Origin of the sequence: Blattabacterium cuenoti (assembly GCF_014251635.1) — a bacterium.
GTDB lineage: Bacteria > Bacteroidota > Bacteroidia > Flavobacteriales > Blattabacteriaceae > Blattabacterium > Blattabacterium cuenoti_S.
In genome coordinates this window covers 476,347-490,664 of the sequence record NZ_CP059194.1, presented here as the reverse complement: position 1 = coordinate 490,664, position 14,318 = coordinate 476,347, and the positions used below count along the sequence as shown (strand labels likewise).

Below are 14,318 nucleotides of genomic sequence, written 5' to 3'. Positions count from 1 at the left end.
TTAAATATGGAATATTTAGATTTCGAGAAACCAATACAAGAAATTCAGGATCAATATGTTAACTGTGTTCTAATAGAAAAAAATAGTGGAATAAACATGAAAGAAGTTTGTAATCAACTCCAATTCAAACTGGAAAAAACTATTAAGAAGTTACACAGTAATTTGACTCCTTGGCAAAGAGTACAATTATCTAGACATCCAAATAGACCTTATACTTTAGATTACATATATTCTATAACAATAAAAGGCTCTTTTATAGAATTACATGGAGATCGTCATTTTGGTGACGATAAAGCTATTGTAGGAGGTTTTGGAAAAATAGAAGATCATACTTTTATGCTTATCGGAACTCAAAAAGGAAAAAATACTAAAGAAAGACAATATAGAAGATTTGGGATGCCTAATCCAGAAGGATATAGAAAAGCTTTGCGTCTTATGAAATTAGCAGAAAAATTTGAAAAACCTATTGTAACTTTTATTGATACACCAGGAGCTTTTCCTGGAATTGAAGCAGAAACAAGGGGGCAAGGAGAAGCCATTGGTAAAAACATTTATGAAATGATGTGTTTAAAAGTTCCCATTATTGTTTTAATTATAGGAGAGGGAGCTAGTGGGGGGGCTTTAGGGATCGGGATAGGAGACAAGGTTTTAATGATGGAAAATTCCTGGTTTTCCGTCATTTCTCCAGAAAGTTGTTCTACAATACTTTGGGGAAATCGCGATAATAAAGAAAAATCAGCAGAAGCATTGAAACTGACAGCAGAAAATATGCATAAATTAAATCTTATAGATGATGTAATCAAAGAACCTTTAGGAGGTGCTCATTTTTATCCTGATAAAGCTTATAAACTTGTAAAAAAACAAATTATTAAACATTATAATAAATTATCTGAAATTAATATAGAATCTCTGATTCAAAAAAGAAAAAATAAGTATATTTCTATTGGTTTTTTTGATGAATAATAAATCAATTCTATTCTTCTGTTTACTTTATTATATTATATAATGTTTATTTAATTAAAATGATTTTATGAGTAATATTAGACAGGAAGAAACGAATAAATTTCGTTTTGATTCAGTAATAAAAAAAGGAAAAATACCTCCTCAAGCATTAGATTTAGAAGAAGCGATAATAGGAGCTATTATGATTGATAAAAAAGGTTTAGATGAAGTTATTGATATACTTTTTCCTGAAATTTTTTATAAAAAAGAACATCAAGAAATATTTATTGCAATACAAAAATTATATCATGATTCTAAACCTATAGATCTATACACTATTTTAAATGAACTTCGTAGAATTGGAAAATTAGAATCAATAGGAGGAGAATTATATTTAATTGAATTAACACAAAAAGTTATTTCTTCTGCCCATATAGAGTATCATAGTCGTATAATAGTACAAAAATTTATTTTAAGGAAATTAATTAGTATATCTTCTGATATTATTCAAAAGTGTTATGAAGAAAGTACAGATGTTTTTGATCTGTTAGATCACGCTGAATCAAAACTTTTTGAAATTAATCAAAAATATTTAATAGCTAAAAAATATGAAACAACTCAATGTCTTATACAAAAAGCTATTGAAAAAATTAAAAAAACAGAAAAAGAAGGATTAAGTGGGGTTTCTTCTGGGTTTCATAAACTTGATCATATTACTTCTGGATGGCAGAATTCTGATTTAATTATACTAGCTTCTAGACCTGGAATGGGAAAAACTACTTTCATGTTATCTATGGTAAGAAATATAGTCGTAGATCAAAAAATTCCAATTATAATTTTTTCATTAGAAATGTCTTCAATTCAATTAATTACAAAATTAATTTCTTCAGAAACTGGAATTTCTTCAGAAAAAATTAAAAGAGCAAACTTATCTCAATTAGATTGGAAACGTTTGTTATATAAAACAAACAATTTAAAAAATATTCCTTTATTTATAGATGATACTCCTTCTTTATCTATATTTAATTTACGTGCAAAATGTCGTCGTTTAATATCACAACATGGAATAAAATTGATATTTATAGATTATATGCAATTGATGGGAATTAATGATCATGGGGCTAAACTACAAAATAGAGAGCAAGAAATATCAGTTATTTCCAGAAGTCTTAAATCTATTGCTAAAGAACTTGATATTCCAATAATAGCTTTATCTCAACTATCTAGAGCAGTAGAAACAAGAGGAGGAAGTAAACGACCCGTATTATCTGATTTACGGGAATCAGGAGCTATTGAACAAGATGCAGATATAGTTTTATTTATTTACAGACCTGAATATTATGGATTTCAAATTTGGGATTCTGGAGAAGATAATGACTCTTGTATAGGTCAAGCAGAAATCATAATTGCTAAACATAGAAATGGAGGGTTAGATAAATTTCGTTTAAAATTTATAAGTGATCAAGCTCAATTTGTAAACTTAGAAGAAAAAAAATATACTTCATTAGCTTGGGAAGAAGATTATAAAAAAAATGTTCTTGATAAAGAAAATTTTTTTATGCCTCCTACTTTATCCGAATTTAAATCTAATATAGACTTCAATAATGAGAATTATTTGGATGAAGATATTTAGAATAGTAGAATTAAATAAAATTGAATTTTGAATGGTTTTTTTCCAAAAAAACGGTTTGGGAAGATTGTAGAAAAAATAAAACTCTTCGTAGAATAGTTATTATAACACAAACAACAATAATTTTTGGTTTAATTATAGCTTTTTTAACTTTTTCTATAGGATTTGGGTTTAAAGAAATTATAAAAGATAAACTATTAAATGTTAGAGGACAAATTCTTATACAGAAAGATAATTCAACAACAAGCTATCCTTTTTTTTCTGTAAAAAAAAAGAAATTTTTATTGAAAAAGTTTTTCAAATCCAATTTAGTTAAACAAATTCATGGAATTTCTGAGAAAAATGTAATTATTTCTACAAAAAAAAAAATAGATAGATATATATTCAAAGGAATATATGAAGATTATAATCCCGTTTTTTTTCAATATTTCTTAATTACGGAAAATTTATTTAAAAAAAAAATATTGTGTAATCATAATATTTTTTTATCTAGAAAAGTATTTTTATCATTAGGATTAGATCTTGGATCTAAGATTAAAGTAGATTTTCTATTTTTTGATAAAAAAGGAAGTCCTGTTGTTATTTCTAAAAAATTTAAAGTTTCTGGTTTATATGAAACTGGAATTCCAGAATTTGATGATGTATATATTATTGGAAACATAAAATATATTCAACAAATCTACGGATGGAAGAAAGATTTAGTAGAAAAATTTGAAATCTTTGTTTCCTACGAAAATATAAATAAAAAAATTTTTAATAAAATCCCTAAAGGATTTTTAATTAAAACTATCCATAACAAAAATGATATTATAAAATGGATAAATATATTTGACGTAAATATTATTGTTATTAGTCTTATTATTTTTGTATCCGTAACCATTAACATGATTGTATTTATTCTAATTCTTCTTTTAGAAAGAATTAGAACCGTGGGGATTTTAAAAACTTTAGGAGCTGAAAATAAAGTTATACATAAAATATTTTTATTTTATATCATACAAATATTGATCCCTTCATTAATTATAGGAAATAGTATTGGAATCACTTTATTAGTATTGCAAAAAAAATTTCATTTAATATCATTAAATAAAATACAATATTTTGTTGATTTTGTTCCTGTTTCTATCAATATATGTCATATTATCATTATAAACTTATTTGTTATCTTTATTTGTTTTATAACAATATTTTTTCCTTCTTTATTTTTTATTAAAAAAATTACTCCTATAAAAGTTATAGAATTTGAATAAATCAAAAAATTTAATTTTGTATTTTTGTTTGTAAATAAACAAATTCAATTAGTTTTTGACACTTATAAAGTCTTCATCTGGAATAAGAGGAACATTGGGAGGAAAAGTTGGAAATGGTTTTTCTCCTATAGACATAATTCAATTTGCGGGAGGATATGTTTCTTGGATGAAAAAAAGGTATAAAAGTAAGAAAAAATTTGTTCTAATATTGGGTAGAGATGGTAGAGTTTCTTCTGTACTATTTCAACAATTTTTAATCATTACTTTTCAAAGTCTTGGAGTGGATGTTATAAATATTGGTTTATCTACAACTCCTACTGTTGGAATTGCTGTAATGAATGAGAATGCAGATGGAGGTGTAATGTTAACGGCAAGTCATAATCCTAAAAATTGGAATGGATTAAAAATGTTTAATTCTTATGGAGAATTTTTATCTGAAGAAGATTTTGAAAAATTATTTTATATAGCAGAAAAAAAATATTTTAGTTTTTCTTCATATAAAAAATTAGGTAATCTTTTTAAAATCGATAATTATATTCAAAAACATATAGAAAAAATTCTTTCACTGCCTATTATAGATAAAAATATTATTCAAAAATCTAAATTAAAAATTGTTGTAGATGGAATTAATTCTACAGGAGGAATAGCGGTTCCTATTTTATTAAAATACTTGGGCGTTCATGTTATTAAAATGTATTGTGATCCTCATGGAAATTTTGTTCATAATCCTGAGCCAATTGAAAAAAACTTAAGGGAAATCTGTAAAAAAGTTCCGGATATAAAAGCAGATCTAGGAATTTCCGTTGATCCTGATGTAGATCGTGTAGTATTTATCTGCGAAAATGGAGATTTTTTTGGAGAAGAATATACTTTAGTGGCTATATCAGATTACATATTGGAAAATAAATTTGGCCCTATTGTTTCTACTTTATCATCTTCTCATGCATTAAAAGACCTTTCTATCAAAAAAGGAGTTCCTTATTATTCTACTCCTGTTGGAGAAATACATGTTGTAAAAAAAATGAAAGAAGTTCATGCTGTAATTGGAGGAGAAGGAAATGGAGGAATTATTTATCCTGATTTACGTTATGGAAGAGATGCTTTGATTGGAATCGCATTACTTTTAACTCAAATAGCTAAATTAGCTAATATTCCATTATCTGAATTAAAAAAAAGATATTCTAATTATTTTATGTCAAAAAAGAAAATTCAATTTTCTTCTCATGAACGAATTAAAATATTATTAAAGACAATAAAAAAGAAATATAAAGGAAAAAAAATGGATTTTAGTGATGGAATTAAAATTTATTTAAAATATAATGAATGGATACATATCAGAAAATCAAATACCGAAAATATTATTAGAATACACACGGAAAGTACTTCAAGAAAAAAAGCTGATTTTTTATCGAAAAAAATCATATATGAAATGAAAGAATTATGATAAATTATAACAAAATTATGTTACAAAGTATTACAAAATATTATATTAAAAACAATTTCCCTTTGTTTCATTCAGGAGATACAATAACTGTTTTTTTTGAAATTAAAGAAGGAGAAAAAAAAAGAATTCAATCTTTCAAAGGAGTAGTTATCAAAAAACAAGGGAAAGGATTTACTAAAACATTTACTATTCGTAAAATAAGTGCAGGAATAGGAATAGAACGTATATTTATTTTCAATCAACCTAATATACGAAAAATAGAGGTAAATAAAAAAGGAAAAGTTAGAAGATCTAAAATCTACTATTTTAGAACACTAAAAGGGAAAAAGGCAAGAGTAAAAAGCTGAAAAGCGAAAATGTAATTTTTCGCTTTTCAGCTTTTTTATCTATCCTATTATTTTATTTATTCTTATCGTTTTCTTCAGTTGTTATTTTTTCTTTTTCAGATGTATTATTGTTGTGTTCCTCATTATTGTTTTTTGAGGTCTCCTCACTAGTTGTAGGAGGCGTATTTGTGTTCGTGTTAGTAGAATCTGTTTGATTTTCATTATTATTAGCTGTTTTTTCCTCTTCTGTTGTCGTAGAGTTATTTTCATTTTTATTTTTGTTATTGCAACTAATAGTAAATAAAAATATTGCTAACAAGATCGTAGTGACTGTAATTCTTAATTTTTTCATCATAATCGATAGTATTTCAGTTATTACATATTCTGGGCAAATTTATATAAAAATTTGGAATGAAAAAATATATCATTATTTGTAAGAGTACAAATAAATTTTATTTCTTCTTTTTAGTTTGAAAATAAGAATATTATGTTTTATAAAAAACTATAGCAAACGAAATTATATATTTTAAAATAAAAATTATGTCTTTAAATAAAAAGATTTTAAAAGAAGCTCTGACTTTTGATGATGTTTTGCTTGTTCCTTCTTATTCTTCAGTTCTTCCATCAGAAGTCTCTCTTAAAACATCTCTTACCCTTGATATTACTATGAATATTCCTATATTAAGCGCTGCTATGGATACAGTTACGGAATCCTCTTTAGCTATCTCTATAGCCAGAGAAGGAGGTATAGGAATTATACATAAGAACATGAATATAGAAAATCAATCAGAAGAGGTTTATAAAGTAAAAAGAAGTGAAAGTGGAATGATAGATGATCCTATTACTCTTTCCAGAAATTCAACATTAAAATATGCTCAATATCTTATGAAAAAATTTAAAATTTCTGGATTACCTGTTATAGAAAAAGATCATTCATTAGTTGGAATTATTACCAGAAGGGATATAAAATATCGAACAGATTTAGATTCTTTAGTTGAAGAAGTAATGACAAAAGAAAAATTAATTACATCTAATAAAAATATAACTCTAGAAGAAGCTAAAAATATTCTTTTGAAAGAGAGAATAGAAAAATTACCTATTGTAGATGATTTTAATAAATTAGTAGGGTTAATCACGATTAGAGATATTGATAATTTAATTGAACACCCTAATGCTTGTAAAGATTCTAGAGGCCGTTTACGTGTAGGTGCAGCTATTGGGATAGATGCAAAAACTATGGAAAGAGTAGAATCTTTAGTGAAGGTGGGAGCAGATATTATAGCTATAGATTCAGCGCATGGGCATTCTTACAAAATATTACAAACAATAAAATTAATCAGAAATTCTTTTCCTAAAATAACATTATTAACAGGGAATATCGTAACCATGGAAGGCGCAAAAGATTTGATAGACGCTGGTTCCACTGTTTTAAAAGTAGGAATTGGATCTGGATCTATCTGTACTACAAGAGTTATAGCTGGAGTAGGTATGCCTCAAATAACAGCTATTAACGATGTTTATGAATATGCTAAAAAAAGAAATGTTAGCGTTATTTCTGATGGAGGAATCCGATATTCAGGGGATGTAGTAAAAGCTATTGCTGCTGGAGCTAGCTCAGTTATGATTGGAAGTCTATTTGCAGGAACTGATGAAGCTCCAGGAGAAGAAGTTATTTTTCAAGGAAGAAAGTTTAAAACTTATGTAGGGATGGGATCCTTAATCGCTCTTAAAAGAGGAAGTAGAGATCGTTATTTCCAATTTAACGAAAAATCTGTTCCGGAAGGAATAGAAGCTATAGTTCCTTATAAAGGAAAGATGAAAGACGTAATTTATCAAATTTGTGGAGGATTACGTTCTGGGATGGGATACTGCGGGGTTACCACTATTGTAGAGCTTATGAAAACAGCTAAATTTGTAAGAATCACGAATTCAGGATTAAAAGAAAATCACCCGCACAGTGTAAATATTACTAAAGAATCACCTAATTATTTTAATTATAGTAAATAAAAATACCCGGAACGGGATTTGAACCCGTACGATCACTACGATCACAGGATTTTAAGTCCTGTGTGTCTACCAATTCCACCATCCGGGTGTAATTAAAAAAATTAATAAGCGAGAAACGGGATTTGAACCCGCGGCCCCGACCTTGGCAAGGTCGTGCTCTACCAACTGAGCTATTCTCGCAGCTAAAAAAATTTAAATGACTAATTTAAATACACTTTTATATATATAGCAAATTTTAATAATTTAATAAATTTTTAATTTCATGAATTTTTATAGTGGCATTTTTCAGAGATAAAGCATCAATATTTTTTATTTTTTTTAAAGAAAAGACTATTTTATTTAATAAATAAAAAATTTTTTTTTTATTTATTTCCGTTTCATTCTTTTTTGATTTTAATATGTTTAATATTTTTTTTGCTCTTTCAATGATTTCTATAGGCATACCTGATATTTTAGCTACATAAATTCCAAAACTTTGTTCACTCCCTCCAGCTGTCAGTTTCCGCATAAAAATAACATTATCATTTTTTTTTCTCACAGAAATATGATAGTTTTTTATTCTTTTAAAAAAAAAACTCATTTCGTTTAATTCATGATAATGTGTAGCAAATAAGGTTAAAGGACGTAAATTTTTTGTATGTAAAAATTCTATGATAGATTTTGCTATTGAAATGCCATCATGAGTACTTGTCCCTCTTCCTATTTCATCTAGAATAAGAAAACTTCTTTTGGAAAGATTATTTAATATATTTGCTGTTTCGTTCATTTCTACCATAAAAGTAGATTCTCCTAAAGAAATATTATCGGACGCTCCAACTCTACTGAATATTTTATCTGTTAATCCTATTTCCGCATATTCAGCAGGAACAAAACTTCCAATATGAGCCATCAGTATAATAATAGCAGTTTGACGCAAAATAGCAGATTTTCCAGACATGTTGGGTCCTGTGATGATTAAGATTTGTTTATTTAACTTATTTAAAATAATATCATTAGGAATGTATGAGGTTTTATCAATAAATTGTCTTTCAATAACCGGGTGTCGTCCTTTTATTATTGATATTTTGAAGGAATCATTAACTTTTGGTTTTACATAATTATTTTCTAATGCTAAACTAGAAAAAGAGTGTAATACATCTAATTTTGCAATTGTTTTTGCATTTTTTTGTAAAGGGGTGATTTTTTCTAATATCTGATTAACTAGATTGTTAAATATTTCTTTCTCTAAGAAAAATATTTTTTGTTCTGCATTAAAAATCTTTAGTTCGTAATTTTTTAATTCTTCAGTGATATATCGAATAGAATTTGTCAATGTTTGTTTTTGTATCCAGTGGGAGGGGACTTTTTCTTTTTTAGAAATTTTAACTTCAAAAAAATATCCAAAAATATTATTATATCCAATTTTTAAATTATTAATTCCTGTTTTTAATCGCTCTATTGAACAAAATTTTTCTAAATATTCTTTTTGAGAAAAGTACATCATACGAATTTCATCTAATTCCTTAGAAAATCCTTTAATTACAACATTTCCTTTTCCTTTTTCAATTTGATGAGGAGGGTTTTTTTGTATTGTTTTCGAAATTTTTTCACATATAAAATTACAATTCTGAAAAGAGTTTCCAATATTTATAAAAATTTTTGATTTTTGAGATAAAAATTCTTTTTGTATTTCGTTTATGTAAATCAAAGATTTATATAATGTATACATTTCACGTGGCGAAATCTTTCCGATGGCTATTTTAGAAATTATTCTTTCTATATCATAAATATTTTTGAGTTTTATTTTTATAAAAGAGCGTATCGTATTATTGTTGCATAATTCTTGTACTATTTGATGACGTTTTTTTATATAGAATAAATTTTTTATAGGAAAAAGAATCCAATTTTTCAATAATCTTCCCCCCATAGGAGTGAGAGTGTGGTCTAATATGTTAATTAAAGAAACTCCTTCCTTGTTCAAGGGATGAAATATTTCTAAATTACGAAAAGTAAAATCATCTATCCACATGTGTTCTTCTTTTTTTATTCTTCGTATGTTAGAAATATGTTTTATATTAAAATGCAGTGTGTTATGTAAGTATGATAAAACGACTCCACAAGAAATAATTCCTAATTTTAAATCATTTATACCAAATCCTTTTAAAGAGTTCATTTGAAAATGAGATATTAATTTTTCATATGCAAATGAATAATCAAATATCCAATCTTCCATTAAAAAAGTATAATATTTTCCTTTTAATAATTGATCAAAAAATTTTTTTTCCTTTCTTTGAAAAAGAATTTCACTAGGATGAAAATGTTTTAAATATTGTAAAATATTGTTTTTTGTACCTTCTGTTACAAAAAATTCACCAGTAGAAATATCTAAAAAACTTAAACCCAAATTTTGATTTTCTCCTAAGTGAATAGAAGCTAAAAAATTATTTGACTTAGGGGATATAATATTTTCATCTATGGCTATTCCTGGAGTAACAAGTTCTGTCACTCCTCTTTTTACAATATTTTTCCCTTTTTTTGGTTCTTCTAATTGATTACAGATAGCAACACGAAATCCTGAACGTATCAATTTTGGTAAATAGGTACTCAAAGAATGGTAAGGAAAACCAGCTAAGAGTACATGAGATCGCTTAGTTAAAACTATATTTAATGTTTGGGAACATTTAATGGCGTCTTCTCCAAAAGTTTCATAAAAATCTCCAACTTGAAATAATAAAATAGTATCTGGATATTTAGCTTTTATATCATTATATTGCTTTATTAATGGAGTTTCTTCTTTTTTTTTGCAATCAAGGGTTTCGTTTTTATTCATATCAAAATTATTAAAATAGTATTATAGCCTTATGTCAAAAATATTTATAGAGTATAAAAAATTGAATATTAATTATATAACTATTACAATATCTCAATATTGGAAAAAACATAAGATTTTTCAAAATAATTCTAATTTTCATAATCAAAAAAAACCCCTTTCATATATATTATATGAAGGGCCTCCATCTTTAAATGGAAATCCTGGAATTCATCATATTTTAGCTAGAACCATAAAAGACATTTTTTGTAGATATCATGCACTAAAAGGTAAAAATGTTTTTAGAAAGGCAGGGTGGGATGCTCATGGGCTTCCAGTGGAATTAAATGTAGAAAAAAGTATGAAAATTACTAAAAATGATATAGGAACAGGAAAAAAAATGAGTATAAAAGAATATAATAATCTTTGTAAAAAATTTGTCAATATATCGTTAAATAAATGGAAATTATTTACAGAAAAAATAGGATATTCCATAGATTTAGATAATTCTTTTATTACTTATAATGCAAAGTATATGGAAAGTGTATGGTGGGGCATTAAAGAATTATATAATAGAAATCTTATTTATAAAGGTTTTACTATTCAACCTTATTCTCCTGCTGCAGGAACTGGATTAAGTCATCATGAGTTAAATATGCCCGGAACTTATAAAAAAGTAAAACAATTATCTCCATTTTTGAAATTTAAAGCAATTAAAAATACTTTACCTAAAAAATTTAAAAATATTTTAGGAGATATATATTTTATATCATGGACAACTGCTCCTTGGACTATTCCTTCAAATACAGCATTAGCTTTTGGGAATGATATAAACTATGTATTAGTTAAAACTTATAATACATATACTTTTTTAAAAGAAAATATTGTTTTTTCTGAAAAATCTATTCATAAAATATTATTATCAAATCAGTTTTATTCTGTTTCAAGTAACATTGAGTTAGATACTTATAATAATAATGATAGAAAAAATAAGAAAATTCCTTATTTAGTAATAGAAAAATTTAAAGGAAAAGAATTAGTATTCAGTAAATATGAACAATTATTACCTTGGTTTAAACCTTATTATAACGAAGAGAATGCTTTTCAAATTATAGCAGGAAATTTTGTTAATGTTAATGAAGGGACAGGGATTGTTCATATTTCCCCCACATTTGGAATGGATGATTTTATGATAGCTAAAAAATATAATATTCCTCCAATGTTAGTTTTAAATGAAAAAAATACACCTGTTCCTTTAGTTGATTTTCAAGGAAAATTTATTAAAAATTTTCCTCACGGATTCTCTGAAAAATATGTTAAAAATGAATTTAATACGGACCAAAATAATTTTTTTTCAGTAGATGAAAAGATAATCTTTTTATTGGAAAAAGAAGAAAAGATATTTAGAACGGAAAAACATGTTCATTTTTATCCACATTGTTGGAGAACAGAAAAACCAATACTTTATTACCTATTAAATTCATGGTTTATCAAAACTACAGAAATAAAAGATAAAATGATTAGTTTGAATCGAAAAATTCAATGGTATCCTGATTTTACAGGTAAAAAACGTTTTGATTCTTGGCTAAGAAATATAAAAGATTGGAATTTTTCACGTTCTAGGTATTGGGGGACTCCTCTTCCTATTTGGAGAACAGAAAAAGGAGATGAGGAAATTGTAATAGGATCAATTAAAGAATTGTTTTTGGAAATTCAAAAATCTATTAAATATGGTTTTATGTCATATAATGTGTTTGAAGGTTTTGTATTAGATGATATCAGTGATAATAATTATAATAAAATAGATTTGCATAAGCATATTTTGGACGAAATCATATTAGTTTCTCCTAAAGGGAAACCTATGAAAAGGGAATCTGATTTAATTGATGTATGGTTTGATTCTGGAGCCATGCCGTATGCTCAATTTCATTATCCGTTCGAAAATAAAGAATATATAGATAAAAATTTGTTGTTTCCCGCTGATTTTATTTCAGAAGGAATAGATCAAACAAGAGGATGGTTTTTTACCTTACATGCTATTAATAGTTTGTTATTTGATTCTATAGCATATAAAAATGTTGTATCAACAGGATTGGTTTTAGACCAATACGGTCGTAAAATGTCAAAAAGTAAAGGTAATACTATAAATCCTTTTGATTTAATAGAGAACTATGGTCCTGATGCTATACGTTGGTATATTATATGCAATTCTGAGCCTTGGGATAATTTAAAATTTAATAAAAATGATATTCATACTATTATAAATAAATTTTTTGGAACATTGTATAATATCTATTCTTTTTTTGTTTTATATGCTAATATTGATGGCTTTTCTTACAAAGAAAAAGAATGCTTGAGTTCTTACACAAAATTGGATTTTTGGATCCTTTCTGAATTAAATACTCTTATTAAAAAAACAGATAATTATTATGCAAACTATAATCCAACAAAGGCGGCTCGTTTGATTTCTTCTTTTGTTTTAGATCAATTAAGTAATTGGTATATAAGATTATGTAGAAGAAGATTTTGGAAAGAAAAATATACAAAAAATAAAATATCTGCATATCAAATTCTTTATAAATGTTTAATTGTTGTCGCCAAATTAATTTCTCCTATTGCTCCATTCTTTTCTGAAAAATTATATGTGGATTTAAATTCTGTTACTAAAAAAGAAAATTTTAAAAGTATTCATTTAACAAATTTTCCTAGTTATAATTCTAATTTAATCAATCAAGAATTGGAAAATAGTATGCTTTGGATTCAGAAAATAATTACAATGGTTTTTTCTATAAGAAAAAAAAATAAAATCAAGATTCGGCAACCTTTACAAAAATTACTTATTCTTGTCTCTGATGATAAAATGCGTTTTCAATTACAACAGTCATTTGCATTTGCAATTATATTTAGAGAAGCTAATGTAAAAGAAATAGAATTTCCTTCTTCTTATAAAGATCTTGAATCCATCAAACATATTAAACCTAATTACAAATCTTTAGGGCCTAAATTTGGAAAAAAAATTCAGGAAGTTTCTGAACTTATAAAAAAATTTAGTCAAGAAGAAATTAGAGAAATCGAAAAAAAGAAAGAATGCATTTTTTTTCTAAAAAAAGAAAAAATTCTTCTTTCTTTAGAAGATGTTAAAATTAGTACTGAATATATTAAAGGTTGGTCAGTTTTATTTGATTACAAATTTACAATAGCATTAGATTTACGGATTACAGACATTCTTTGGGAAGAAGGATTTATTAGAGAATTAATTAGACATATACAAAAATTGAGAAAAAATCGTAACTATAATGTAGTTGAAAAAATATTTGTATATATAAGCGCCAAAAATAATCACAAATTTCAAAATAAAGTACAAACTATTTTACAAAAAAAAAAAGATTTCATTTGTAGAGAAACTCTTGCTGTAGATATTTTTTTACAAAATAATGTAACAAAATTTGATGATGAAGAAGAAGAAAAAATCTATTTTGAAGAAAAATTCATATTATATATGCAGATTCGAAAAGTAGAAAATACAATAAAATGAAAGGAAAAGTAAAACAAAGATATTCTATGGAAGAAAGAAAAGAGTTTCGTAAACTTATACTTGAAAAATTGAAAAAAGCAAAAAAAGATTTATCAATTTTTAAGGAGTCTTTTTCTAATGATCAAAATAATGGAACAGATGATACTTATCCGACTTTTAAAGCTTTTGATGAAGGATCAGAAACCTTAAGTAAGGAACAGAATGCTCAAATTGTGGAACATTTACAGAAATTTATAAAAAGTTTAAATTTAGCCTTAATTAGAGTAGAGAATGAAGATTATGGAATTTGTCGTATAACCAAAAAATTAATTCCTAAAGAACGTTTGATGGCAGTTCCTCATACTACTTTAAGTATTGAAGGTAAAAGATTAGTAGAAAAAATAAATAAATAAATTT

At 25.8% G+C, this 14,318-nt stretch carries 10 protein-coding genes and 2 tRNA genes; 8 read left to right on the top strand and 4 right to left on the bottom strand.

The genetic code is table 11. The features are described from left to right. Positions 1-6 precede the first annotated feature (6 nt). The 5 genes from H0H64_RS02415 (at position 7) to rplS (ending at position 5,613) form a co-directional block, all read left to right on the top strand. Positions 7-963, top strand: a complete 957-nt coding sequence (locus H0H64_RS02415) for an acetyl-CoA carboxylase carboxyltransferase subunit alpha (protein WP_185857206.1) — start codon at positions 7-9, stop codon at positions 961-963. Between the two features lie 67 nt (positions 964-1,030). Then, positions 1,031-2,575 (top strand): replicative DNA helicase, encoded by a 1,545-nt coding sequence (dnaB, locus tag H0H64_RS02410; protein ID WP_185857205.1) that lies wholly within the window; start codon positions 1,031-1,033, stop codon positions 2,573-2,575. A gap of 20 nt (positions 2,576-2,595) precedes the next feature. Then, a complete protein-coding gene (locus H0H64_RS02405; protein ID WP_185857204.1) occupies positions 2,596-3,822 on the top strand; it encodes an ABC transporter permease in 1,227 nt (408 codons plus the stop codon). Positions 3,823-3,877: 55 nt separating this feature from the next. After that, entirely contained in the window at positions 3,878-5,266 is a 1,389-nt protein-coding gene (gene glmM / locus H0H64_RS02400; RefSeq protein ID WP_185857203.1) for a phosphoglucosamine mutase, read from the top strand. Positions 5,267-5,283: 17 nt separating this feature from the next. After that, a complete protein-coding gene (gene rplS, locus H0H64_RS02395; RefSeq protein ID WP_185857202.1) occupies positions 5,284-5,613 on the top strand; it encodes a 50S ribosomal protein L19 in 330 nt (109 codons plus the stop codon). A gap of 52 nt (positions 5,614-5,665) precedes the next feature. On the opposite strand, the gene H0H64_RS02390 is transcribed toward rplS, so the two are convergent. After that, positions 5,666-5,947, bottom strand: a complete 282-nt coding sequence (locus H0H64_RS02390) for a hypothetical protein (RefSeq protein WP_185857201.1) — start codon at positions 5,945-5,947, stop codon at positions 5,666-5,668. A gap of 185 nt (positions 5,948-6,132) precedes the next feature. Here H0H64_RS02390 and guaB point away from each other — a divergent pair, with 185 nt between their 5' ends. Beyond that, a complete protein-coding gene (gene guaB, locus H0H64_RS02385; protein ID WP_185857200.1) occupies positions 6,133-7,599 on the top strand; it encodes an IMP dehydrogenase in 1,467 nt (488 codons plus the stop codon). 3 nt (positions 7,600-7,602) lie between these two features. Here guaB and H0H64_RS02380 read toward each other — a convergent pair. From H0H64_RS02380 to mutS, 3 genes are all read right to left on the bottom strand, one after another. Continuing rightward, positions 7,603-7,687: transfer RNA gene (locus H0H64_RS02380), tRNA-Leu, on the bottom strand. 19 nt (positions 7,688-7,706) lie between these two features. Further along, positions 7,707-7,779, bottom strand: a tRNA-Gly gene (locus H0H64_RS02375). Positions 7,780-7,834: 55 nt separating this feature from the next. Further along, positions 7,835-10,408, bottom strand: coding sequence for a DNA mismatch repair protein MutS (gene mutS / locus H0H64_RS02370; protein ID WP_185857199.1), 2,574 nt, complete (start codon positions 10,406-10,408; stop codon positions 7,835-7,837). A gap of 31 nt (positions 10,409-10,439) precedes the next feature. On the opposite strand from mutS, the gene ileS reads away from it, so the two are divergent. Together ileS and H0H64_RS02360 are read left to right on the top strand one after the other, a co-directional pair. Then, positions 10,440-13,922 carry an isoleucine--tRNA ligase gene (gene ileS, locus H0H64_RS02365; protein WP_185857198.1) on the top strand — a complete coding sequence of 1,161 codons (3,483 nt, stop codon included), beginning with the start codon at positions 10,440-10,442 and terminating at the stop codon, positions 13,920-13,922. Beyond that, positions 13,919-14,314: a TraR/DksA family transcriptional regulator gene (locus H0H64_RS02360; protein ID WP_185857197.1), complete on the top strand. Its 396-nt coding sequence runs from the start codon at positions 13,919-13,921 to the stop codon at positions 14,312-14,314. Before ileS ends, H0H64_RS02360 begins: the two co-directional genes overlap by 4 nt. Positions 14,315-14,318: the final 4 nt, after the last annotated feature.

Bases quoted from the DNA above. Each gene is read 5' to 3' on its own strand.
- H0H64_RS02415 (WP_185857206.1), top strand. From the start codon at position 7: ATGGAATATTTAGATTTCGAGAAACCAATACAAGAAATTCAGGATCAA.
- dnaB (WP_185857205.1), top strand. From the start codon at position 1,031: ATGAGTAATATTAGACAGGAAGAAACGAATAAATTTCGTTTTGATTCA.
- rplS (WP_185857202.1), top strand. From the start codon at position 5,284: ATGTTACAAAGTATTACAAAATATTATATTAAAAACAATTTCCCTTTG.
- H0H64_RS02390 (WP_185857201.1), bottom strand. From the start codon at position 5,947: ATGATGAAAAAATTAAGAATTACAGTCACTACGATCTTGTTAGCAATA.
- guaB (WP_185857200.1), top strand. From the start codon at position 6,133: ATGTCTTTAAATAAAAAGATTTTAAAAGAAGCTCTGACTTTTGATGAT.
- mutS (WP_185857199.1), bottom strand. From the start codon at position 10,408: ATGAATAAAAACGAAACCCTTGATTGCAAAAAAAAAGAAGAAACTCCA.
- ileS (WP_185857198.1), top strand. From the start codon at position 10,440: ATGTCAAAAATATTTATAGAGTATAAAAAATTGAATATTAATTATATA.
- H0H64_RS02360 (WP_185857197.1), top strand. From the start codon at position 13,919: ATGAAAGGAAAAGTAAAACAAAGATATTCTATGGAAGAAAGAAAAGAG.